The sequence below is a fragment of the Paraburkholderia sp. RAU2J genome (genome assembly GCF_003634845.1).
In the GTDB taxonomy this organism is placed as follows: Bacteria; Pseudomonadota; Gammaproteobacteria; order Burkholderiales; family Burkholderiaceae; genus Paraburkholderia; species Paraburkholderia fynbosensis.
In genome coordinates this window covers 1,695,828-1,718,853 of the sequence record NZ_RBXG01000001.1, presented here as the reverse complement: position 1 = coordinate 1,718,853, position 23,026 = coordinate 1,695,828, and the positions used below count along the sequence as shown (strand labels likewise).

Genomic DNA, 23,026 nt, shown 5'->3' with positions numbered 1-23,026 from the left:
CCCTCATCCGCCATGAACCAGCCTGCTCAAACCGCCACCCCAGTCCGTTCCGAGCCCGCCTACACGCGCGGCACGGCGCTCCCCGCGCTGCTCAAGTCGCGCATCCTGATCCTGGACGGCGCAATGGGCACGATGATCCAGCGCTACAAGCTCGACGAAGCCCGCTATCGCGGCGAGCGCTTCAAGGACTACGGGCGCGACATCAAGGGCAACAACGAGTTGCTGTCGATCACCCAGCCGCAGATCATCGCCGAGATTCATGAGCAGTATCTGGCGGCGGGCGCCGACATCGTCGAAACCAACACGTTCGGCGCGACCACGGTGGCGCAGGCGGACTACGGCATGGAAGCGCTCGCCATCGAGATGAATCTCGAGTCGGCGAAACTGGCGCGCGCCGCGTGCGATAAGTATTCGACGCCGGACAAGCCACGCTTCGTCGCGGGCGCAATCGGACCGACGCCGAAGACCGCGAGCATTTCCCCTGACGTGAACGATCCGGGCGCACGCAACGTGACGTTCGACGAACTGCGCACCGCCTACTACGAGCAGGCCAAGGCGCTGCTCGACGGCGGCGTGGACCTGTTCCTCGTGGAAACGATCTTCGACACGCTCAACGCCAAAGCCGCGCTGTTCGCGCTCGACGAGCTGTTCGAAGACACCGGCGAGCGTCTGCCGATCATGATCTCCGGCACCGTCACGGACGCGTCGGGGCGTATTCTGTCGGGGCAGACCGTCGAGGCGTTCTGGAACTCGCTGCGTCACGCGAAGCCGCTTACGTTCGGTCTGAACTGCGCGCTGGGCGCGGCGCTGATGCGCCCGTACATCGCCGAACTGGCGAAGCTTTGCGACACGTACGTGTCGTGCTATCCGAACGCCGGTTTGCCGAATCCGATGAGCGACACCGGCTTCGACGAATTGCCCGCGGATACCTCGGGCCTGCTCAAGGAGTTCGCCCAGGCCGGTCTCGTGAACATCGCCGGCGGCTGCTGCGGCACGACGCCGGAGCACATCGCGGCGATTGCCCAGGCGCTCGCCGAAGTGAAGCCGCGCCAGTGGCCGACCCAGTATCGCGACGCCGCGTAAGCGAGGCGGCCCGAGTTCGCGCCGCCACTCCCGCAGTATCGACATAGCCGCACCGTAGCCGCACCTCAACGCAAGCAATCGACTCGCACATACGCCATGACCGATCACACCATGCGCCTTGCCGGCCTCGAGCCGTTCAACGTCACGTCCGGGACGCTTTTCATCAACGTCGGTGAACGCACCAACGTGACTGGCTCGAAAGCGTTCGCGCGAATGATCCTGAACGACCAGTTCGACGAGGCGATTGCCGTCGCGCGCCAGCAGGTCGAAAACGGCGCGCAGGTCATCGACGTCAACATGGACGAAGCGATGCTCGATTCGAAAGCGGCGATGGTGCGCTTCATGAATCTGATCGCGTCGGAGCCGGACATCGCGCGCGTGCCGATCATGATCGACTCGTCGAAGTGGGAAGTGATCGAAGCGGGCCTGAAGTGCGTGCAAGGCAAGGCGATCGTCAACTCGATCTCGCTGAAGGAAGGCGAAGAGGCGTTCCGCCATCACGCGAACCTGATTCGCCGCTACGGCGCGGCCGCCGTCGTGATGGCCTTCGACGAACAGGGCCAGGCCGACACTTTCGAGCGCAAGACGCAGATCTGCAAACGCTCGTATGACTTCCTCGTGAACGAAGTGGGCTTCCCGCCGGAAGACATCATCTTCGATCCGAACATCTTCGCGGTCGCCACCGGTATCGAAGAGCACAACAACTACGCGGTCGACTTCATCGAAGCGACGCGCTGGATCAAGCAGAACCTGCCGTACGCGAAGGTGAGCGGCGGCGTGTCGAACGTGTCGTTCTCGTTCCGCGGCAACGACCCGGTGCGCGAAGCGATCCACACCGTGTTCCTCTACCACGCGATCCAGGCGGGCATGGACATGGGCATCGTCAACGCGGGCCAGCTCGGCGTGTATGCCGACCTCGACCCGGAGTTGCGCGAACGCGTGGAAGACGTAGTGCTGAACCGCCGTGAAGACGGCACCGACCGGCTGCTCGAAATCGCCGACAAGTTCAAGACCGGCGCCGCGAAGAAGGAAGAGAATCTCGAGTGGCGCAACCAGCCGGTCGAAAAACGTCTGGCGCACGCGCTCGTGTCGGGCATCACCAATTTCATCGTCGAAGATACCGAGGAAGTGCGCGCGAAGATCGCGGCAGAAGGCGGCCGCCCGATCAACGTGATCGAAGGCCCGCTGATGGACGGCATGAACATCGTCGGCGACCTGTTCGGTCAGGGCAAGATGTTCCTGCCGCAGGTCGTCAAATCGGCGCGCGTGATGAAGCAGGCGGTCGCGCATCTGATCCCGTTCATCGAAGAAGAAAAGAAACAGCTGGCCGCCGCCGGCGGCGACGTGCGCGCGAAGGGCAAGATCGTCATCGCCACCGTGAAGGGCGACGTGCACGACATCGGCAAGAACATTGTCTCCGTGGTCCTTCAGTGCAATAACTTCGAAGTGGTCAACATGGGCGTGATGGTCTCGTGCAACGACATTCTCGCGAAGGCGAAGGTCGAAGGCGCGGACATCATCGGCCTCTCGGGGCTGATCACGCCGAGCCTCGAAGAGATGGCCTACGTCGCATCGGAAATGCAGCGCGACGACTACTTCCGCGTGAAGAAGATTCCACTGCTGATCGGCGGCGCGACCACCTCGCGCGTGCACACCGCGGTGAAGATCGCGCCGCATTACGAGGGCCCGGTAGTGTATGTGCCCGACGCGTCGCGTTCGGTGTCGGTGGCATCGAGCCTCCTGTCCGACGAAGGCGCGGCGAAATACGTCGACGAACTCAAAGCCGACTACGACCGCATCCGCGACCAGCACGCCAACAAGAAAGCGCAGCCGATGGTGACGCTCGCCGAAGCGCGCGCAAACAAGACCAAGGTCGACTGGGCGAACTATCAGCCGGTCAAGCCGAAGTTCATCGGCCGCCGCGTGTTCAGGAACTTCGATCTGAACGAACTCGCGAATTACATCGACTGGGGCCCGTTCTTCCAGACCTGGGACCTGGCCGGCCCGTATCCGGCGATCCTGAACGACGAGATCGTCGGCGAATCGGCGCGGCGCGTGTTCTCGGACGGCAAGTCGATGCTCGCGCGTCTGATCCAGGGCCGCTGGCTGCAGGCCAACGGCGTGATCGCGCTGCTGCCGGCCAACACGGTCAACGACGACGACATCGAAATTTACACGGACGAATCGCGCTCGGAAGTCGCGCTCACGTGGCGCAACCTGCGCCAGCAAAGCGTGCGGCCGGTGGTGGACGGCGTGATGCGGCCGAACCGGTCGCTCGCCGACTTCATCGCGCCGAAAGACTCGGGCGTGGCCGACTACATCGGCATGTTCGCGGTGACGGCGGGTCTGGGCGTCGACGTGAAGGAAAAGCAGTTCGAAAAGGATCACGACGACTACAGCGCGATCATGCTGAAGGCGCTCGCCGACCGCTTCGCCGAAGCGTTCGCCGAAGCGTTGCATGCACGCGTGCGGCGCGACCTGTGGGGCTACGCGAACACCGAAAGCCTGTCGAACGACGAGTTGATCGCCGAAAAATATCGCGGCGTCCGTCCGGCGCCGGGCTACCCGGCCTGCCCGGATCACCTCGTGAAGCGCGACATGTTCGACGTGCTGCAAGCCACCGAAATCGGCATGAGCGTGACCGAATCTCTCGCGATGCTGCCGGCGGCCAGCGTGTCGGGCTTCTATCTGGCGCACCCCGACAGCACGTATTTCTCGGTCGGCAAGATTGGCCAGGATCAGCTCGAAGACTACGCGCAGCGCATGTCGCTGTCGAAAAAGGACGCCGAGCGGGCGTTGGCGCCATTGCTATAAGCCTTGTGGCGGGAAACCCACCATATCGGGTCTGAAAGACTGAATATTTGCGGCAGCGTAATTTTCGGCTTTGTAGACTGGGTCGGTTTCATCCCGCCAGGCGCGGCCAAAACGCGTCGGCTTATTTAATTGCAATCGTCAACGGAGAAAATCGTATGAAAAAGCTGGCGCTGTTCTTGACTGCTGTTTCGCTTGCCGTGGGCGCTTCGGCGGCACTGGCCCAGCCCGCCGCCCCCGGCGGCTCCAGCGCGGTCAGCTCGTATTCGCCGCCGGTCGCGAAGCACGTCAAGAAACCGAAGAAGCAGAAGACGAAGAAAGGTGCGTCGGCTCCCGCTGCCGCCCCGGCAGAGGCCGCCAGCCAGTAAGCGGCTCGGCCGGCCTCGGCCCGTTCCAAAAACGAAGAGCCCGCGTGGAGCGGGCTCTTTTCATTGGTGCGTCAGGCGTCAGGCCTCAGGCCTCGCGTGGTCAGCCATTGCCTCTGCTGCGCACGCTCTCGCGCGGCATGCGGGGGATCAGAGCCCCCAGACGATGTCCGCGTTTGCCTTCTGCGCCGCGCGCAGCATGTCGAGGAACGGATACGCGCGCTGCGCGAGCCCCGGCGGAATCTCGTGATGCTCATGACCATCTTCGCCTTCGTGGAAATGGCCGTCGTGCTCGGCGCGTTCCTGCTTGTCGAAGGTGATGGCGGCTTCGAGCTTCTCGATGGCCGGGCCCAGTTCGTCGTGAATGATGACGCCCCGCTCCCCAAGGCGTTTGCCGACAATGCCGACCAGATACTGAGCCAGATTCTCCAGCATCATCACGTCTGGGCAGGCGCGGCATTTGAAAGTAATCAGCATGACTGTTCCCTTTTTCGTTATGTCGGATCGACGCGCGAGCGGCCCGAAGGCGGCTGCCGGCGCGCATGACGCGCCTGTCACGACAACTCGCCGGTCAGGCGCGGCGGCCACGGCCCTTGCTGGGCATCTCATTGAACATATTAGCACCTGCTAAAATCCGTCTGGACGGAAAAGCGCGCCGCCCTGCGCCGCGCGAGGCGAAGCGCGGGCAGCGTGGCCGGGCCGGTTGGCCGCAACCCCGTATGCCGTGGCAGTCGACACCGCTGCAAGTTGCCGTGCACCGCTTACCGCGTTGCAGACAACGTGCCCGATGGCGCATCGGATGTACTCCGGCGCCTTCGAAAAGCCGCACGGGGTGCCTCGCCGCTTTCCTCGCTTCTAACGAATCGGCCGCGCCAGCCGCGCGGCCGGCGCCCCTTCCGCATCACCGGATTGCCTCACTGGACTCGCAACAAGCATGCTGCCCGCACATAAACATACCCTCGAAACCCTGCTCGCCGACACCGTGAAGCAGGTCGCGCTCGCCACGCAAGGCGCGAGCGAAGCCGCTTTCGTGTCGCCCACCATCACGCTCGAACGCCCGAAGGTCGCCGCGCACGGCGACGTCGCGTGCAATGTGGCGATGCAACTCGCCAAGCCACTGCGCGCCAATCCGCGCCAGTTGGCGCAGCAGATCGTCGACGCGCTGCTCGCGCAGCCGCACGCCCAGGGTCTCGTCGAAGCCGCCGAGGTGGCGGGCCCCGGCTTCATCAACCTGCGCCTCACGGCCACGGCCAAGCAGGCGGTGATTGCCGCCGTGCTCGCGGAAAAAGGCGCATTCGGGCGCTCGCAGCGCGACGCCGGCAAGCATGTGCTGATCGAATTCGTCTCGGCCAACCCGACCGGTCCGCTGCACGTCGGCCATGGCCGCCAGGCCGCGCTCGGCGACGCGCTGTCGAACGTGCTGGCCTCGCAAGGCTGGGACGTGCACCGCGAGTTCTATTACAACGACGCCGGCGTGCAGATCCACACGCTCGCACTGTCCACTCAGGCACGCGCGCGCGGCCTCGCCCCCGGCGACGAAGGCTGGCCGGCTTCGGCCTACAACGGCGAGTACATCGCCGATATCGCGAAAGACTATCTGAACGGTGTGACGGTGGCCGCGAGCGACGGCGAGCCGGTCACCGGCGCGGGCGACATCGAGAATCTCGAAGCGATCCGCCGCTTCGCGGTCGCGTACCTGCGCCGCGAACAGGACATGGACCTGCAGGCATTCGGCGTGAAGTTCGACCAGTACTACCTGGAGTCGTCGCTGTACACGGAAGGCCGGGTCGAGAAAACCGTCGAGGCGCTGATCGCCGCCGGCAAGACCTACGAGCAGGAAGGCGCGCTGTGGCTGCGCACCACCGACGACGGCGACGACAAAGACCGCGTGATGCGCAAGACCGACGGCACCTACACCTACTTCGTGCCCGACGTCGCCTATCACGTCGCGAAGTGGGAGCGCGGCTTCACCAAAGTGATCAATATTCAGGGCTCGGACCACCACGGCACGATCGCGCGGGTGCGCGCCGGCCTGCAGGGTCTCGGTGTCGGTATTCCGAAGGGCTATCCCGACTACATCCTGCACAAGATGGTCACGGTGATGCGCAATGGCGAAGAGGTGAAAATCTCCAAGCGCGCCGGCAGCTACGTGACAGTGCGCGACCTGATCGAATGGTCGGGCGGCGCGACGCCGGGCTCGGAAGCGGCCGTCGACCTGATCGACGAGGAAACGATTCGGCGCGGCCGCGACGCGGTGCGCTTCTTCCTGATCTCGCGCAAGGCGGACACCGAATTCGTGTTCGACATCGACCTCGCGCTGAAGCAGAACGACGAAAATCCCGTGCATTACGTGCAATACGCGCACGCCCGGATCTGCTCGGTGATCGCCGAATGCAAGGCGCGCTATGGCTCGGACAAAAGCACGGACGAAAGCACGCTCGCGAGCGTGGACGTCGCGCCGCTCACGAGCGAACGTGCAATGGCCCTTCTGAACAAGCTCGCCGAATTCCCGGACATGCTGCAACACGCGGCCGACGAACTCGCGCCGCACGCGGTCGCGTTCTACCTGCGCGACCTCGCCGGGGAATTCCACTCGTTCTACAATGACAGAGCCGAGCGCGTGCTGGTCGACGATGCGGCCGAGCGCAATGCCCGCGTCGCGCTGCTCGCGGCCACGCGTCAAGTGCTGGCCAACGGTCTCGCGACGATCGGCGTCTCCGCTCCCGTCAAGATGTAAGTCCTCCGACGCAACATGCACGCGGCCGTCGTTATAATCGACGGCCGTTCCAGGATTCTTTTTGCAGGTAATTCGTACGATGGCAAAACCACGCCGCACAACAAAGCAATCGAAACAAACCGGGGGGACTTTTCTCGGCATCGTGCTGGGCCTGATCGTCGGCCTTGCGATCGCGGTAGTGGTGGCGCTGTATATCACCCGTGCGCCTACGCCGTTCGTGTCGAAGGTGGCGCCGCCCGCAGCGTCGGACACCGGCGCGAGCCAGGCGCAATACGACCCGAACCGTCCGCTGCAAGGCAAGACGCCGGGCCAGCCGGTGCCGCAGGCCGCACAACCCGCGCCGCCCAATACCGCACCGGGCCAGACCAATTCGCAGACCCAGTCGGGCATGCTCGAAGAACCGCAGATCGTCGAAGTGCCGCCGTCGGCAGGCAGTGCAAACGGTACGGCGGTCGCGCCGAAGCCTTCGCAGGATAACGGCACCGGCACGGCCGCCGTGCCGGCTCCGGCGAAAAAGCCGCAAGCCTCCAGCGCGCCGGCCGCCACCGCAGCGGGCTCCGCGCCGAAGAGCACCTCGGCTCCGGCTACCGCTAACGCCGCCAAGCCGGGCGCGAGCGCGGCGCCAGCGCCGGGCGATGCGAACACCGGCTACTTCCTGCAAGTGGGCGCGTACAAGACCGCAGCCGATGCCGAACAGCAGCGCGCGCGTCTGGCGTTCCAGGGCTTCGAGTCGAAGGTGACCCAGCGGGATGCAGGCGGCGTGACGTACTATCGCGTGCGCATCGGACCGTTCTCGAAGTTCGAAGACATGAATTCGAGCCGTCAGCGTCTGTCGGACGCGGGCGTGGATACCGCCGTGATCCGCTTCACCAAACAATAAACAAACGGTAAACGTCGGCACGCACGGCCACCGAAACTATCGGTGTGCGGTGCGTGTCACAACTCGTCGGACAGTTGCGACGTCCATTGCCGAATCTGAAAACGGTGACGGGCATTTGCGTGGCGCCACCGTTTCTCCGCCTACTCGAGTCAACACAACATGAAAAAACTGCTGAGCATTCTGTTTCTTTCGCTGGGTCTGATTGCCGCCTCGGCACAGGCGTCGCCGGCCGCGCCGGTGTCGGGCAAGGACTACACCGTGCTGGCTTCGCCGCAGCCTACCGACGTGCCGGCCGGCAAGATCGAAGTCATCGAGTTCTTCTGGTACGGCTGCCCGCACTGCAATGAATTCAACCCGTACCTCGAAGCATGGGTGAAGAAGCAGGGTCCGGACGTCGTGTTCAAGCGCGTGCCGGTCGCCTTCCGCGACGACTTCATTCCCCACTCGAAGATGTTCCATGCGCTCGACGCACTCGGCGTCGTGAACGAACTCACGCCGAAGATCTTCAACGAAATCCACGTCAACAAGAACTACCTGCTGACGCCGGAAGACCAGAGCAAATTCCTCGCGAAGCTCGGCGTCGATCCGAAGAAGTACATGGAAGCGTACAACTCGTTCTCGACGCAAAGCGCGCTGCAGAAAGACAAGAAGATGCTCGACACGTACAAGATCGACGGCGTGCCGACGCTGGCCGTGCAAGGCAAGTATGAAACCGGCCCGGCCGCGACCGACAGCCTGCCGGGCACGATCCAGGTGCTCGACTACCTGGTGCAGCAAGTCCGCGCCAAAAAGATGTAACGACGAGGCGCCGGAATGAGTTCACCGCTGAAGGTTTTCATTACCGGCGCTTCGAGTGGCATCGGCCTCGCGCTCGCCGCCGACTATGCGCGGCGTGGCGCGATTCTCGGCCTGGTTGCCCGCCGCGGCGACGCGCTCGCCGCGTTCCAGCAGTCCCATCCGCACAACACCGTCTCCATTTATTCCGTCGACGTTCGCGACGCCGAAGCGCTCGCCGACGCGGCCACGCAGTTCATTGCGCAACACGGCTTGCCGGATATCGTGATCGCCAACGCCGGCATCAGCCGCGGCGCGGTCACCGGGCAGGGCGATCTGCGCACCTTCCGCGAAGTGATGGACGTCAACTACTTCGGCATGGTCGCCACCTTCGAGCCGTTCTCCGCCGCGATGGTCGCCGCGAAGCGCGGCACGCTGGTCGGCATCGCCAGCGTCGCGAGTGTGCGCGGCTTGCCGGGCTCGGGCGCCTATAGCGCATCGAAGTCGGCGGCGCTCAAGTATCTCGAAGCGCTGCGCGTCGAGATGCGCCCGCACGGTGTCGGCGTCGTCACCATCGCGCCCGGCTATATCCGCACGCCGATGACCGAGCACAACCCGTACACGATGCCGTTCCTGATGGACGCCGACCGTTTCGCCGCAAAGGTCGCAGATGCGGTCGAGCGGCAGACGGCGTTCGCAGTGTTTCCGTGGCAGATGCGCATCGTCGCGATGGTGCTGCACGTGCTGCCGCGTTGGCTCTACGACCGCGCGTTTGAACGCGCGCCGCGCAAGCCGCGCGTCCTCGCCGAATAAATCATGCAACCGCGTGCGGTCGATGCAGCCGGCGTCACGCACGAAACAGCGGGCGCCGACGCGCGCATCGTCTCGCTGGTGCCGAGCATCACCGAAACGCTTTTTGCGCTCGGGCTCGACCGGCAGATCGTCGGACGTACTGGCTTTTGCGTGCATCCGCACGACAAGGTGCGCGAGGTCCGCAAGGTCGGCGGCACCAAGGCCGTCAAGCTGGACGCGATTCGCGCGCTGCGCCCTACCCATCTGATCGTCAATATCGACGAAAACGAGCGCGACACCATCGAGCAATTGCGCGCGTTCGTGCCGCATATCGTCGTCACTCATCCGCAGACACCGCAGGACAATCTCTCGCTTTACGCGCTGCTGGGCGCGATCTTCGACCGTAGGCACGAAGCTCAAAGGCTCTGCGAAAGACTCGAAGACCGGCTGCGCGAAGCCGCAGCGCAAGCTTTCGCCGCGCAAAACGTGCTGTATCTGATCTGGCGCGAGCCGTGGATGAGCGTGGCGCGCGACACATACATCGCCTCGATGCTGCAACTCGTGAACTGGCGCACGCTACCCGATGTGCGAGGCGGAGCGGCGGGCGCCGCGCGTTATCCGATGCTCGACTTCGACGACACGCCGTGGCTCGCCGATGTCGACCGCATCCTGCTGTCCAGCGAGCCGTATCGCTTCACGCAGACGCACCGCGACGCGCTCGCGCGTGATCCGCGGCTGGCGGGCAAGCGCATCGAGTTGATCGATGGCGAAATGGTGTCGTGGTACGGCGTGCGCGCGATCGAAGGCATCGCTTATCTGCAGCGGCTTGCGTCAACGCCATGAGCGCGGACGCCCGCTCTCCATATGAATATGCGGATTATGTTGTTGTCGCCATCATCTCCCTTCGATAAGCTTTCGCGAAGGCGCGCGGCGCGCATGAGCCAGGATCACCCGCCCCATGCGCGAGCGCCGCAAACGTATCACAATCAGGGCGGCGTCGACGCCCGTCCCTCGTCACCGGAATAACACACAACCAGACGCACCGACTGACTGCGCTTGTTATGGGAGAACCTATGCGCTTCAAACTGCTCGCAGCCGCCCTACTGTTCACGGCGCCCGCGCTCGTGCTCGCCAAACCGCTGACCGTCTGTACCGAATCGAGCCCGGACGGCTTCGACGTGGTGCAGTTCAATTCGCTCGTCACGACCAATGCGTCGGCCGACGTGATCTTCAACTCGCTGGTCTCGTACGACGAGGCCGCGAAGAAGGTCGTGCCGGCGCTGGCCGAGAAGTGGGACGTGAGCGCCGACGGCCTCACCTACACGTTCCATCTGCGCCCCAACGTGCAGTTCCAGACCACCGACTACTTCAAGCCCACCCGCGCGCTGAACGCCGACGACGTCGTCTTCACGTTCGACCGCATGCTCAACGACAGCAATCCGTGGCACAAGGTGGCGGGCGCGAGCGGCTTTCCGCATGCGCAGTCGATGGGCTTGCCGAAGCTGATCAAGTCGATCAGCAAGGTCGACGAGAACACCGTCAAGTTCGAACTGACCATACCGGACGCGACCTTCGTGCCGATCCTGACGATGGGTTTCGCATCGATCTATTCGGCCGAATACGCCGACCAGTTGCTCAAGGCGGGCAAGCAGACCGATCTGAACGCGAAGCCGATCGGCACCGGCCCGTTCCTGCTCAAGAGCTACACGAAAGACGCGGTGATCCGCTACGACGTGAACCCGACCTTCTGGGGGCCGAAGCCGAAGATCGACCGCCTGATCTACGCGATCACGCCGGACGCCACCGTACGCGCGCAGAAAGTGAAAGCAGATGAATGCCAGATCGCGTTGTCGCCGAAGCCGCAGGATCTCGCCGACGCGAAACAGGACAAGTCGCTCGCAATCGTTCAAACGCCCGCGTTCATGACCGCGTTCGTCGCGTTGAACACGCAGAAGAAGCCGCTCGATAACCAGAAGGTGCGCGCCGCGCTGAACATGGCGTTCGATCGCAGCACCTACCTGAAGACCGTGTTCGACAACACCGCGACGCCGGCCACGAACCCGTATCCGCCGAATACGTGGAGCTATAACAAGTCGATCAAGGGCTGGCCGTACGATCCGGTGAAAGCGAAGAAGCTGCTCGCCGATGCGGGCTATCCGAACGGCTTCGAAACGACCATCTGGGTGCGGCCGAACGGCAGCGTGCTGAACCCCAATCCGAAGGCCGGCGCAGAATTGCTGCAGGCCGACTTCGCGAAGATCGGCGTGAAAGCGGACGTGAAGGTGATCGAATGGGGCGAGCTGATCAAGCAGGCCAAGCAAGGCCAGCATGATTTGCTGTTCATGGGCTGGGCCGGCGACAACGGCGATCCGGACAACTATCTGACGCCGCTCTTCAGTTGCAACGCGGTGAAGTCGGGGATCAACTTCGCGCGCTTCTGCGATCAGGATCTCGACAAGCTGATCACCGACGGCAAGGCCACACCGGATCAGGCCAAGCGCACCAAGGCGTATGAACAGGCGCAGCAGATCATCCACGACCAGGCGCTTTGGATTCCGCTCGGCTATCCGACCGCCTCGGCGATCACGCGCACGAACGTCAGCGGTTATCACGTCAGCCCGTTTGGCCGGGTCAACTTTGGGACGGTCGCGGTGCAGTAATTCGCGCTTGCCTGAAGGTACACAGAAAAAAGCCCGGTTTGCATGACCGGGCTTTTTTTATCGACGCATCAAGGCGATCTCTTCACTCACGGCGCCGAAAAACGGATCACGCCGTCCGCGTCCTGGGTGCGCTTCAACTCGCCTGCGAGCCACAGCAGATGCAAATGCGCGAGCGCCTCACCCAGCGCGAACGTCATCTGATGGATGTCGAGCTGGCGCTTGAACATCAGCGGCACGATGTCGGCCGCGCTCTGCGGCTTCTGCGCACATGCTTCGCGCACTTCGGCCAGTCGCGCATCATGGTGCTCGCGCAGTTGCCGGACGCGCGTGCGCACGCCGCGAAACGGCTTGCCATGCGACGGCAGCACCAGCGTCTCTTCAGGCATGGTCTCGTAGCGGCCGAGCGACTCCAGATACAGCGCGAGCGGCGAGCCTTCCGGTTCGATATCGAACACCGACACGTTGGTCGAAATGCGCGGCAACACCATGTCGCCGGAAATCAGCACGCCGGTTTCTTCGCAATGCAACGCACAGTGTTCCGGCGAATGGCCGAAGCCCGTCACCACCCGCCAGGTCTTGCCGCCGATCTTCACACCATCGGCTTCGCGCAGACGCCGGTATTGCCCCGGAATCGCCGGCACGAGGCTCGCGTAGTAGCTCTTGCGATTGCGCAGCTTCTCGAGCGATTCCTCATCGTTCAGACCGTGGCGGGCGAAGTGCCGCGCCGCCGCCTCGCCGCCTGCATTCGAACCGTCGCCGGCGGCCATCACGCGAGCCTGCATGTATTCGCCGAGGGTCATCCAGAGCCGCGCGTCCCAGCGCTTCCTGTCACCGCCGCTGCACACCCAGTGCGCGAGGCCGATATGGTCCGGATGGCAGTGCGTGACGATCACGCGCAACACCGGCAGGCCGTCGAGCAACGAGTCGAACACGCTCTCCCAGTTCTGCTTGATCGTGTCCGACGTGATGCCGCAATCCACCACTGTCCAGCCCTGCTTGCCGTCGATCTCGTCACGCAGCAGCCACAGGTTGATGTGATCGAGCGCGAAAGGCAGCGGCATGCGCAACCAGAACACGCCGGGTGCGACTTCCATCGTCTGGCCGGCTTCCGGCAAGCTGTCGTTGAATGGGTATTGGAGTTGATGTTCGAGTGCATTCATTGGGGATGTCTTCCTCCGTCGGCCGTCCGGCATGGCGGGGTGTGCGATGCGGGTCGGCGTGGTTATGGCGCGCGCCTGCCGTGTCGCGCCGTGGTTGCAGCAATGGTTGCGTTCAGCTCAGGTTGACGATAACGTAAACGTCGATTCTATCGTCCAATCCGATTTTCTGCCCGGCCACGGGATGCCCCGTATGAATACGCAATACACGATCACCGAGCTCGCGCGGGAATTCGACGTCACGCCGCGCGCGATCCGCTTCTACGAAGATCAGGGTTTACTCTCGCCGAGCCGCGAAGGGTCGAGCGGTTTGCGGCGCGTCTATTCGGGCCGCGACAGAACGCGTCTGAAGCTCACGCTGCGCGGCAAGCGGCTCGGTTTCACGCTCTCGGAGATCCGCGAACTGCTGGACGTGTACGAATCGCCGACCGACACGGTGCCGCAATTGCACGCGTTTCTTGCCACGGTGGCGCGTCATCGCGAGGTCTTGGAGCGTCAACTGGAAGACCTGAACGCCACGCTCGAAGATCTCGCGCAATACGAAGCCCAGGCGCGCGCGTTGCTCGATGGTGCCGCACGCGAGGCCAAGCCCGCATGAACGCGGCATGACGTGGCGCGACACGGCGCGAGCCGATAAACGCAACGTAACGCAGTCAAGCGCAGCACGAAGCAAATTTTTTAGCGGAATTTGCGCCGGCTAGTGATGCCAAACCGGCGCATTGAGCGAAGATAGTCGGAAAGTCGGTGAACGCCTGACAACGCCCACCAGGCGGCAGGGCGCGAGCCGAGCGGCGCGATGCGTCGCGGGCCCACCCGGACGATACAATCACGGGTGTCTTCACGACATGGGACGAATGCACGGTCGACATGAATCACTTCCCCAAACTGCTGTCGTCGCAAATCGGCTTTGACGTCGCCCAGACGATGCTCGAAGGGTTCGACCGCCATTACCGGATCTTCCGCGACGCCGCGATCCACGCGAAGACGCTCTTCGAAACCGGCGACTGGCACGGCCTGCAAAAGCTCGCGCGCGAGCGCATTACCTCGTACGACGAGCGCGTCGAAGAATGCGTCGAACTGCTCGAAGACGAGTACGACGCGGAAAACATCGACGGCGACGTGTGGCAGCAGATCAAGCTGCACTACATCGGTCTGTTGACCACGCACCGCCAGCCCGAGTGCGCGGAAACGTTTTTCAATTCGGTGTGCTGCAAGATCCTGCACCGCTCGTATTTCAACAACGACTTCATTTTCGTGCGCCCCGCCATCTCGACCGAATACATCGAGAACGACGAGCCGGCCGCGAAGCCGACCTATCGCGCGTACTACCCCGGCAAGGACGGACTCGCCGCGACGCTCGAGCGCATCGTCACGAACTTCCAGCTCGACCCGCCGTTCGAAGACCTGACGCGCGACGTCGGCTGCGTGATGCAGACGATCCACGACGCGTTCGGCGTTTTCGACGAAGCGCCGAACTTCCAGATTCATGTACTTTCGTCGCTGTTCTACCGCAACAAGTCGGCGTATATCGTCGGACGCATCATCAACGGCGATGCGCTGCTGCCGTTCGCCGTGCCGCTGCGTCACGCGAAGCCGGGCGTGCTTGCGCTCGACACCGTGCTGCTCAGGCGCGAGCAACTGCTGATCATCTTCAGCTTCTCGCATTCGTATTTCCTCGTCGACATGGAAGTGCCGTCCGCTTACGTCGAATTTCTCGGCACCATCATGCCGGGCAAACCGAAGGCGGAAATCTATACGTCGGTGGGATTGCAGAAGCAGGGCAAGAATCTGTTCTATCGCGATCTGCTGCATCATCTGTCGCATTCGAGCGATCCGTTCATCATCGCGCCCGGCATCAAGGGGCTCGTGATGCTGGTGTTCACGCTGCCGTCGTTCCCGTATGTATTCAAGCTGATCAAGGACAACTTCCCACCGCCGAAAGACACCACGCGCGCGCAGATCCAGGCGAAGTATCAGCTCGTCAAACGGCACGACCGCCTCGGCCGCATGGCCGACACGCTCGAATATTCGAGCGTCGCGTTGCCGGTGGCGCGGCTCGATGAAGCGCTCGTGCGCGAACTCGAAAGGGAAGTGCCCTCGCTGCTCGAATACGAGGGCGAGAACCTCGTGATTCGCCACATGTACATCGAGCGCCGCATGGTGCCGCTGAACCTGTTCCTGCAAAACGGCAACGACGACGACGTCGAGCACGGCATCAAGGAATACGGCAACGCGGTGAAGGAACTGATGCAGGCGAACATCTTCCCCGGCGACATGCTGTACAAGAACTTCGGCGTGACGCGTCATGGCCGCGTCGTGTTCTACGACTACGACGAAATCGAATACCTGACCGACTGCAACGTGCGCGCGGTGCCGGCGCCGCGTAACGAGGAGGACGAAATGTCGGGCGAGCCGTGGTACTCGGTCGGCCCGCACGACATTTTCCCGGAGACGTACGGCACGTTTCTGCTCGGCGACCCACGCGTGCGCCGCTCCTTCATGCAGCACCACGCGGACTTCTTCGATCCTGCGCTATGGCAACGGCACAAGGATCATCTATTGAAAGGCGAACTGCCCGACTTTTTTCCGTACGACAGCCACGAGCGCTTCTGCATCCGCTATCCGGAACGCTTTGCCGATGCATCGGCATCCGCTTCACCGGATACACCGCACGCGCGACCCGACGAGCGCAGCGTGCGCGTGGCGTGAAGCCTGCGCCGCCCGCCTCGTTGAATGCATCGTCCAAACTTTATGTAACGACTTCGACCGGTCAAGCGGTCGAGAAACCACCAAGACGCACCATGAACACAAACGCTTCAAGCTCCTTCCATCCGCTCTCGCATCTGTTCGACAACAACGACGCGTGGGTGGCCCGCAAGCTGTCCGAAGACCCCGAATTCTTCTCGCGCCTCGCGCATCAGCAGGCGCCGGAGTATTTGTGGATCGGCTGCTCGGACTCGCGCGTGCCGGCGAACCAGATCATCGGCTTGCCGCCGGGCGAAGTGTTCGTGCACAGAAACATCGCCAACGTGGTCGTGCATACCGATCTGAACTGCCTGTCGGTGATCCAGTTCGCCGTCGATCTGCTGAAGGTCAAGCACATCATGGTGGTCGGCCACTACGGCTGCTCCGGTGTCGCCGCGGCGCTGCACGGCCGCCGCGTGGGTCTCGCCGACAACTGGCTCGCGCACGTGCAGGACGTGCGCGCGAAGCACGCCGCGCTGATCGAAGAATGGCCGCTCGGCGAAGCGCGGCATCGGCGGCTCGTGGAACTGAATACGATCGAACAGGTGGTGAACGTGTGCCGCACCACCATCGTCAACGATGCGTGGGCGCGCGGCCAGGAACTGACCGTGCACGGCTGGGCGTATGGCGTGCATGACGGCAAGATCCGTAACCTCGGCATGACGATCAGCGACGCGGCCGCGCTCGAAGCAACCTATAAGGAGTGTGTGGCCGCCGTGTCGGCGAGCGGCCCGCGCAACGCGGACAACGACGTGGTTGCCGCGGACGCGGCGCAGCTCGGCGACCTGCCGGCCATCGTCGAAGGTGTGATCAAGGAGCTAAAACATGAGTGAGACAGACATGAGTGAAAAGCGAACCCAAGCGAATGCCGATCCGGTTGTCATCGTGAGCGCCGCGCGCACGCCGATGGCGGCGTTTCAGGGCGACTTTGCATCGCTCACCGCGCCGCAACTCGGCTCGGCGGCGATCGAAGCCGCCGTGCGGCGCGCGGGCCTCAAGCCCGAGCAGATCGACGAAGTGGTGATGGGCTGCGTGCTGCCCGCTGGCCTCGGCCAGGCGCCCGCGCGGCAAGCCGCGCTCGGCGCCGGCCTGCCTTTGAGCACCGGCAGCACCACGGTCAACAAGATGTGCGGCTCCGGCATGCGCGCGGCGATGTTCGCGCACGACATGCTGGCCGCCGGTTCGGTCGACGTGATCGTCGCGGGCGGCATGGAGAGCATGACGAACGCGCCGTATCTGCTGCCGAAGGCGCGCGGCGGCATGCGCATGGGTCACGGCCAGGTGATCGATCACATGTTCTACGACGGTCTCGAAGACGCGTACGAAAAAGGCCGTCTGATGGGCACCTTCGCCGAGGAATGCGCGGCGTCGTTCGACTTCACGCGCGAGGCGCAGGACGCGTTCGCGGTCGAGTCGCTCAACCGTGCAAAGCGCGCCAACGAAGACGGCTCGTTTGCGTGGGAGATCGCACCGGTGAAAGTGGCGAGCCGCAAGGGCGAGGTCACGATCGACCACGACGAGCAGCCGTTCAAGGCCAACCTCGACAAGATTCCGACGCTCAAGCCCGCGTTCAGCAAAACCGGCACGGTGACGGCGGCGAATTCGTCGTCGATTTCCGATGGCGCCGCAGCGCTTGTGATGATGCGCGAATCGACAGCGAAGCGTCTCGGCGTCGAACCGATCGCGCGCGTGGTCGGCCACTCGACGTTCGCGCAGGAACCGGCGAAGTTCACCACCGCGCCGGTCGGTGCGATTCGCAAGCTGTTCGAGAAGAATGGCTGGCGCGCCGACGAAGTCGATCTCTATGAGGTGAACGAAGCGTTCGCCGTCGTGACGATGGCCGCGATGAGGGAACACCACTTGCCGCACGAGAAGGTCAACGTGAACGGCGGCGCTTGCGCGCTCGGCCATCCGATCGGGGCGTCCGGCGCGCGCATTCTCGTCACGCTGATCGGCGCGCTGAAGCGGCGCGGCCTGAAGCGCGGCGTCGCGACGCTGTGCATCGGCGGCGGCGAGGCGACGGCGATGGGTGTCGAACTGGTTTGACGCGTGGATCGTGGCAATCGCCGCCTGTGAGGCGGCGTCCTGAAAACTGAGGTATTCGATGAAGACAGTGTTGATCGTCGGTGCGTCGCGTGGCATCGGCCAGGAATTCGTCCGGCAGTACCGGCATAGCGGCTGGCGCGTGCTCGCTACCGCGCGCGACGGCGCCGCGCTCGATGCGCTGAACGCACTCGGCGCGCAAACATTCGCGGTGGACGTGACCGCGCCCGAGGACATCGCCGCGCTCGGCTGGAAGCTCGACGGCGAACGGCTCGATGCGGCGATTCTGGTGTCGGGCGTGTACGGCCCGCGCACCGAAGGCATCGAGACGATCACCGCCGAAGACTTCGATCACGTGATGCACACCAACGTGCGCGGTCCGATGCAATTGATGCCGATCGTGCTGCCGCTCGTCGAAGACGCGGGCGGTGTGTTCGCGGTCATCTCCAGCAAGATGGGCAGCATCGCCGAGCCGAGCGGCACGAGCGGCTGGCTGTATCGCACGAGCAAGGCGGCGCTGAACGATGCGCTGAAGCTCGCGTCGCTGGAGGCGAAGCGCGCGACCTGCGTGTCGTTGCATCCCGGCTGGGTGCGCACCGACATGGGCGGTGCGCAAGCCGCGATCGACCCGGCGCGCAGCGTCGCCGGCATGCGTGAGGTGCTCGCGCAGGCTGCGGGCGCCCGCAATGCGTTCAACGGCCGCTTCTATCAATACGACGGCACGCAACTCGACTGGTGAGGAGACCGCGCCATGGTGCTTGATCAGGATCACCTGATGATCCGCGACGCGCTGCGCACCTTCGTGCGCGACGCGATCACGCCGCATGCGGCCGTGTGGGACCGCGAGCGCACGTTTCCGCGCGACGTGCACCGCCAACTCGCCGAGCTCGGCGCCTACGGCGTGCTGGTGCCCGAAGCGTACGGCGGTGCCGGCATGGACGCGCTGGCGCTCGCGCTGGTCCTCGAAGAGATCGCGGCGGGCGACGGCGGCACGTCGACAGCAATCTCCGTGAACAACTGCCCGGTGTGCAGCATCCTGCTGAGCTACGGCAACGACGCGCAGAAACGCGACTGGCTCACACCGCTCGCGCGCGGCGAGATGCTCGGCGCGTTTTGCCTGACCGAGCCGCAAGCCGGCTCCGACGCGTCCGCGTTGCGCACCACCGCCACCCGCGACGGCGACGCGTACGTGCTGAACGGCGTCAAACAGTTCATCACGAGCGGCAAGAACGGCGACGTCGCGATCGTGATGGCAGTAACCGACAAGGCGGCAGGCAAGCGCGGTATCAGCGCGTTCATCGTGCCGACCAGCACGACGGGCTACATCGTCGCGCGCGTCGAAGAGAAGCTCGGCCAGCATTCGTCGGATACCGCGCAGATCGTGTTCGAAGACTGCCGCGTGCCCGCCGCGAATCTGATCGGTGCGGAAGGCGAAGGCTACCGGATCGCGCTGTCGGGGCTCGAAGGCGGGCGCATCGGTATTGCGGCGCAAAGCGTCGGCATGGCGCGCGCCGCGTTCGACGCCGCGTTGAGCTATGCCAGGGAACGCGAGAGCTTCGGCGCGCCGCTCTTTTCGCACCAGGCCGTGCAGTTCCGTCTCGCCGACATGGCGACGCAACTCGAAGCCGCGCGTCAATTGATCTGGCACGCCGCGTCGTTGAAAGACGCCGGTCAGCCGTGTCTCACCGAAGCCGCGATGGCCAAGCTGTTCGCCTCCGAAGCCGCCGAGCGCATCTGTTCGGCGGCCCTGCAGATTCATGGCGGCTATGGGTATTTGAGCGACTTCCCGGTCGAGCGGATTTATCGCGACGTGCGCGTGTGCCAGATTTACGAAGGCACCAGCGACATCCAGAAAATATTGATCGCACGCGGTCTCGATTGAACGCTTAATAAATAAACCATTGTTGCCGATGCAAAGACCTTCCGACTGCCCCTGCGGCGGCACCGCGCCCGGACAGCGCAGCGCCGTCAAAGCGCCCCGCTTCGCGCAATGCTGTGGCCGCTATATCGACGGCGGCGAAGCGGCGCCGCGCGCACTCGAACTGATGCGCTCGCGTTATAGCGCGTATGTTGTCGGCGCAACCGACTATCTGCGCGCCACCTGGGCGCCGCACACCTGCCCCGCCGATCTCGACGCGGACCCCACCGCGCCCGACGCGCCGCGTTGGCTCGGACTGCAGATCAAGGCCTTCGCCGAAACCGACGCGGATCACGCAACCGTAGAATTTGTCGCGCGGTACAAGGTGGGCGGCCGGGCGCACCGGCTGCACGAATTGAGCCGCTTCGTGCGCGGCGAGGACGGCCGCTGGCGCTATGTCGATGGCGACGTCCGCGAGTAGTGCGCGGCACGCGAACCTTTCGCGATCTTTCACGGCGCAGCGGCGCGCATTGCGCCGCGATCAATAAGGCCCTCATTGCAGGGCTTTTTTTCGTGTTGGCCCGGCACCACAGCCCGCATGCCGAGCCGCCTGTCGCTTGATCCGGCAACCATCCCGTCTTCGTCCAGCCGGTACGCAGCCACGCGGCGAGCGAGGCCTCCGCGCGACGCCGACATTCGCTCAAAACACGAGCCGCAATTTTTTTCGGCGCGGGTTCTCCTTGATTGCACAAAACAAAATTGTCGTGCCAGGATGAGGCCGTAGCTTCATGACGTCACATTGCGAGAGTCGGCCGAACCAGCTCCGCAAAATGTGCAGGAAGCCCTGCCGCTTACCAGACAGTGTGGATGCGGCGGCGGCTCCGGGCAGCAGGTGTGGCGCTCATCATCGGCGCGTGGGGTCGCGTCGGCCGTTTGGGTTCATCCCGTGCGATCTCGATTGGCATGCGTGCGCTTGGCGCACTGCATACGCGAGTGTGTTTTTGTTTGTCGAAAACGCGGACGAAAGGAAAACGTCAGCAATTAAATCGGCAAGCGGACATCACGGTGTTCAGGGCAGGTCTTCGAGGCAGGTGCGTTAATGGTGTTCAGCAAGGTTCTGACGAAGTGTGCGGTGATCTGTGCAGCGGCTACGTGCGCTGTCGCAGTCGCGCACGCCGATCCGCTCGCCCAGGCGTACGCAGCCCCGCACGCCGACGCGCAGGCGGGACCGCTGGCACGCGCACACGTGCCGCGCATCGCGCTCGACGACGACATCTACCTGCCCACCGCGCGTCTGAACGAACAGGTTATCCGCGTGCCGGTGGACGCCGCCGGCACGATCACGCTCGAAACGACGATCTACAAACCGGACGGCGCCGGCCCGTTCCCGATGATCGTGTTCAACCACGGCAAGATTCCCGGCGATCCGCATACGCAGGAGCGCAGCAACCCGCTGCCGCTCGCGCGCGAGTTCGTGCGTCGCGGCTACGTCGTGGTCGCGCCGAACCGGCAAGGCTTCGGCCATTCGGGCGGCGTGTACCAGCAGGATGGTTGCGATGTCGAACGCAATGGCATTGGCCAGGCTGGCGACATCGCGGCAACGATCAACTATATGTCGAAGCAGCCGTATGTGGACGCGGCGCATATCGTCGTGGCCGGCACCTCGCACGGCGGTCTCGCGACCATGGCCTACGGCACCGAGGCGGCGCCGGGCGTGCGGGCGCTGATCAATTTCTCGGGCGGCTTGCGGCAGGACGCCTGTACCGACTGGCAGAGCAACCTGACGCACGCATTCGGCGCGTATGGCGAGAAGACTACGGTGCCGTCGCTGTGGATGTACGGCGACAACGATTCGGTCTGGAACGCGCCGCTGGTGGCCGGCATGTATGCCGCGTACAGCGCGCACGGCGCGAGCGCGAAGATGGTGGATTTCGGCCACTACAAGAACGACGCGCATCGGCTTGTGGGCGACCGCGATGGCGTGCATGTATGGTGGCCGGCTGTCGAGGCGTTCCTTGCCCGCGTAGGGATGCCCACGGGCGTGCAGTATCGGGTGGCCGATCCGTCGGCGCCGAAGCCGAGCGGCTTCGCTGCCGTCGACGCGGTGGATGCCGTGCCCTTCGTCGATGAAGGCGGGCGCAATGGCTATCGGAATTTCCTGCATCAGTATCCTAGCCGCGCGTTTGCCGTATCGGATTCGGGCGCGTGGTCGTGGGCTGAAGGCGGAGATGATCCGATGTCGGTGGCAGTTGCCAACTGCCAGAAGCAGAGTTCGGATCCATGCCGGTTGTATGCGGTGGATAACGCTGTGGTTTGGGGGCAGCAGTCTTCGCAGACGGCTGATGGTGGGCGTGGTTCTGGTGATCGCGATCGCGATGCCGATGGGCGGCGGGCTATTGCTAGTCGGAATTAAGGCTTTTTTTGCCTGCTCGGCGCTTTGGGTGTGCTATTCGGGTGTTGGCCTTTCCTTGATGTCACGTCGGTCTATTGGCGTTGCCCCTGTGCGGGGCGGCACCTACTTTCTTTGCATGCCGCAAAGAAAGTAGGCAAAGAAAGCGGCTTCACACCGCTAATTCTTAAGCGGGTCCCCTGGCTTGGAGGGGGCAGCGGTCCATCTGGAATCAGTGCCCCCGCACATTCAGCCTCAGTGACAAGGCAGTCATTCTTCCGGCGACGCTTCGCGCGCCGACGCGGTCATTCCTAAAACGCGAGCTCATTTTTCCGGCGTGCGCCCTTCCTGAAGCCTTCAAGGCCGGCCCTTCATGAGGCAGTTGTCTGCCATTCGTTTTTTTCGTCCGGACGCCTCCTCCCCGACATGCTTCATTTGCGCGGCCTCGCCGGGGCGAAGCCGATAGCCCCACCGCACACGACCAAAGCCGTTGGTTTCCCACGCATACCCGTCCGCGACGCACGCAGTGCGGAGTGGGAGCGGATGACGGCATTGTCACTCGCGTGGAATGTGCGGGCGCACCGATTCCAGATGTTCCACTGCCCCCTCCAAGCCAGGGGACCCGCTTAAGAATTAGCGGTGTGAAGCCGCTTTCTTTGCTTACTTTCTTTGCGGCGGCAAAGAAAGTAAGTGCCGCCCCGCACAGGGGCAACGCCAATAGACCACCGTGAC

Annotated in this window: 18 protein-coding genes and 1 pseudogene; 17 read left to right on the top strand and 2 right to left on the bottom strand. The window is 63.9% G+C overall.

Translation table 11 applies throughout. From position 1 onward, the window contains the following. Nucleotides 1-12 precede the first annotated feature (12 nt). From B0G69_RS07930 to B0G69_RS07920, 3 genes and pseudogenes are all read left to right on the top strand, one after another. The gene (locus B0G69_RS07930) at nt 13-1,083 is read left to right on the top strand and encodes a homocysteine S-methyltransferase family protein (RefSeq protein WP_121316387.1); all 1,071 of its coding nucleotides are present in this window, start codon (nt 13-15) and stop codon (nt 1,081-1,083) included. A gap of 54 nt (nt 1,084-1,137) precedes the next feature. Continuing rightward, nucleotides 1,138-3,897 (top strand): annotated as a pseudogene (metH, locus tag B0G69_RS07925) (methionine synthase); the annotation flags it as partial. 155 nt (nt 3,898-4,052) lie between these two features. Next, nucleotides 4,053-4,262, top strand: coding sequence for an acid-shock protein (locus B0G69_RS07920; RefSeq protein WP_121316386.1), 210 nt, complete (start codon nt 4,053-4,055; stop codon nt 4,260-4,262). Between the two features lie 147 nt (nt 4,263-4,409). On the opposite strand, the gene B0G69_RS07915 is transcribed toward B0G69_RS07920, so the two are convergent. Further along, nucleotides 4,410-4,736: a DUF1840 domain-containing protein gene (locus B0G69_RS07915; RefSeq protein WP_121316385.1), complete on the bottom strand. Its 327-nt coding sequence runs from the start codon at nt 4,734-4,736 to the stop codon at nt 4,410-4,412. 457 nt (nt 4,737-5,193) lie between these two features. Here B0G69_RS07915 and argS point away from each other — a divergent pair, with 457 nt between their 5' ends. The 6 genes from argS (at nt 5,194) to B0G69_RS07885 (ending at nt 12,102) form a co-directional block, all read left to right on the top strand. Then, entirely contained in the window at nt 5,194-6,996 is a 1,803-nt protein-coding gene (gene argS, locus B0G69_RS07910) for an arginine--tRNA ligase (RefSeq protein ID WP_121316384.1), read from the top strand. A 61-nt stretch (nt 6,997-7,057) separates the two neighbouring features. Then, nucleotides 7,058-7,876, top strand: a complete 819-nt coding sequence (locus tag B0G69_RS07905) for an SPOR domain-containing protein (RefSeq protein ID WP_121316383.1) — start codon at nt 7,058-7,060, stop codon at nt 7,874-7,876. A gap of 159 nt (nt 7,877-8,035) precedes the next feature. Beyond that, nucleotides 8,036-8,674 (top strand): thiol:disulfide interchange protein DsbA/DsbL, encoded by a 639-nt coding sequence (locus B0G69_RS07900; protein ID WP_121316382.1) that lies wholly within the window; start codon nt 8,036-8,038, stop codon nt 8,672-8,674. Nucleotides 8,675-8,689: 15 nt separating this feature from the next. Next, on the top strand, nt 8,690-9,463 hold the full coding sequence (locus tag B0G69_RS07895; RefSeq protein WP_121316381.1) for an SDR family oxidoreductase: 774 nt from the start codon (nt 8,690-8,692) through the stop codon (nt 9,461-9,463). Nucleotides 9,464-9,466: 3 nt separating this feature from the next. Beyond that, a complete protein-coding gene (locus B0G69_RS07890; protein ID WP_121316380.1) occupies nt 9,467-10,285 on the top strand; it encodes a helical backbone metal receptor in 819 nt (272 codons plus the stop codon). A 230-nt stretch (nt 10,286-10,515) separates the two neighbouring features. Continuing rightward, nucleotides 10,516-12,102 (top strand): ABC transporter substrate-binding protein, encoded by a 1,587-nt coding sequence (locus B0G69_RS07885; RefSeq protein WP_121316379.1) that lies wholly within the window; start codon nt 10,516-10,518, stop codon nt 12,100-12,102. An 86-nt stretch (nt 12,103-12,188) separates the two neighbouring features. On the opposite strand, the gene B0G69_RS07880 is transcribed toward B0G69_RS07885, so the two are convergent. Continuing rightward, complete coding sequence (locus tag B0G69_RS07880) at nt 12,189-13,262, bottom strand: MBL fold metallo-hydrolase (protein WP_121316378.1); 1,074 nt, start codon at nt 13,260-13,262, stop codon at nt 12,189-12,191. Nucleotides 13,263-13,452: 190 nt separating this feature from the next. Here B0G69_RS07880 and B0G69_RS07875 point away from each other — a divergent pair, with 190 nt between their 5' ends. The 8 genes from B0G69_RS07875 (at nt 13,453) to B0G69_RS07840 (ending at nt 22,318) form a co-directional block, all read left to right on the top strand. Then, entirely contained in the window at nt 13,453-13,857 is a 405-nt protein-coding gene (locus tag B0G69_RS07875; protein WP_121319199.1) for a MerR family DNA-binding transcriptional regulator, read from the top strand. A 269-nt stretch (nt 13,858-14,126) separates the two neighbouring features. Next, nucleotides 14,127-15,968 carry a bifunctional isocitrate dehydrogenase kinase/phosphatase gene (gene aceK, locus B0G69_RS07870; RefSeq protein ID WP_121316377.1) on the top strand — a complete coding sequence of 614 codons (1,842 nt, stop codon included), beginning with the start codon at nt 14,127-14,129 and terminating at the stop codon, nt 15,966-15,968. Nucleotides 15,969-16,060: 92 nt separating this feature from the next. Then, a complete protein-coding gene (gene can, locus B0G69_RS07865; protein WP_121316376.1) occupies nt 16,061-16,837 on the top strand; it encodes a carbonate dehydratase in 777 nt (258 codons plus the stop codon). Then, nucleotides 16,830-18,050, top strand: a complete 1,221-nt coding sequence (locus tag B0G69_RS07860; protein ID WP_121316375.1) for an acetyl-CoA C-acetyltransferase — start codon at nt 16,830-16,832, stop codon at nt 18,048-18,050. The genes can and B0G69_RS07860 overlap by 8 nt, the downstream gene beginning before the upstream one ends. A gap of 58 nt (nt 18,051-18,108) precedes the next feature. After that, nucleotides 18,109-18,786 (top strand): SDR family oxidoreductase, encoded by a 678-nt coding sequence (locus B0G69_RS07855; protein ID WP_121316374.1) that lies wholly within the window; start codon nt 18,109-18,111, stop codon nt 18,784-18,786. 12 nt (nt 18,787-18,798) lie between these two features. Beyond that, the gene (locus B0G69_RS07850) at nt 18,799-19,929 is read left to right on the top strand and encodes an acyl-CoA dehydrogenase family protein (RefSeq protein ID WP_121316373.1); all 1,131 of its coding nucleotides are present in this window, start codon (nt 18,799-18,801) and stop codon (nt 19,927-19,929) included. Between the two features lie 7 nt (nt 19,930-19,936). After that, nucleotides 19,937-20,386, top strand: a complete 450-nt coding sequence (locus B0G69_RS07845; RefSeq protein WP_121316372.1) for a YchJ family protein — start codon at nt 19,937-19,939, stop codon at nt 20,384-20,386. 618 nt (nt 20,387-21,004) lie between these two features. Continuing rightward, nucleotides 21,005-22,318 carry a CocE/NonD family hydrolase gene (locus tag B0G69_RS07840; protein WP_121316371.1) on the top strand — a complete coding sequence of 438 codons (1,314 nt, stop codon included), beginning with the start codon at nt 21,005-21,007 and terminating at the stop codon, nt 22,316-22,318. Nucleotides 22,319-23,026: the final 708 nt, after the last annotated feature.

Excerpts from the sequence above, each read along its gene's own strand:
- B0G69_RS07915 (WP_121316385.1), bottom strand. The coding sequence starts at position 4,736 with ATGCTGATTACTTTCAAATGCCGCGCCTGCCCAGACGTGATGATGCTG.
- B0G69_RS07875 (WP_121319199.1), top strand. The coding sequence starts at position 13,453 with ATGAATACGCAATACACGATCACCGAGCTCGCGCGGGAATTCGACGTC.
- B0G69_RS07885 (WP_121316379.1), top strand. The coding sequence starts at position 10,516 with ATGCGCTTCAAACTGCTCGCAGCCGCCCTACTGTTCACGGCGCCCGCG.
- aceK (WP_121316377.1), top strand. The coding sequence starts at position 14,127 with ATGAATCACTTCCCCAAACTGCTGTCGTCGCAAATCGGCTTTGACGTC.
- B0G69_RS07930 (WP_121316387.1), top strand. The coding sequence starts at position 13 with ATGAACCAGCCTGCTCAAACCGCCACCCCAGTCCGTTCCGAGCCCGCC.
- B0G69_RS07890 (WP_121316380.1), top strand. The coding sequence starts at position 9,467 with ATGCAACCGCGTGCGGTCGATGCAGCCGGCGTCACGCACGAAACAGCG.
- B0G69_RS07895 (WP_121316381.1), top strand. The coding sequence starts at position 8,690 with ATGAGTTCACCGCTGAAGGTTTTCATTACCGGCGCTTCGAGTGGCATC.
- B0G69_RS07850 (WP_121316373.1), top strand. The coding sequence starts at position 18,799 with ATGGTGCTTGATCAGGATCACCTGATGATCCGCGACGCGCTGCGCACC.
- can (WP_121316376.1), top strand. The coding sequence starts at position 16,061 with ATGAACACAAACGCTTCAAGCTCCTTCCATCCGCTCTCGCATCTGTTC.
- B0G69_RS07855 (WP_121316374.1), top strand. The coding sequence starts at position 18,109 with ATGAAGACAGTGTTGATCGTCGGTGCGTCGCGTGGCATCGGCCAGGAA.
- B0G69_RS07860 (WP_121316375.1), top strand. The coding sequence starts at position 16,830 with ATGAGTGAGACAGACATGAGTGAAAAGCGAACCCAAGCGAATGCCGAT.
- argS (WP_121316384.1), top strand. The coding sequence starts at position 5,194 with ATGCTGCCCGCACATAAACATACCCTCGAAACCCTGCTCGCCGACACC.
- B0G69_RS07900 (WP_121316382.1), top strand. The coding sequence starts at position 8,036 with ATGAAAAAACTGCTGAGCATTCTGTTTCTTTCGCTGGGTCTGATTGCC.
- B0G69_RS07840 (WP_121316371.1), top strand. The coding sequence starts at position 21,005 with ATGGTGTTCAGCAAGGTTCTGACGAAGTGTGCGGTGATCTGTGCAGCG.
- B0G69_RS07880 (WP_121316378.1), bottom strand. The coding sequence starts at position 13,262 with ATGAATGCACTCGAACATCAACTCCAATACCCATTCAACGACAGCTTG.
- B0G69_RS07920 (WP_121316386.1), top strand. The coding sequence starts at position 4,053 with ATGAAAAAGCTGGCGCTGTTCTTGACTGCTGTTTCGCTTGCCGTGGGC.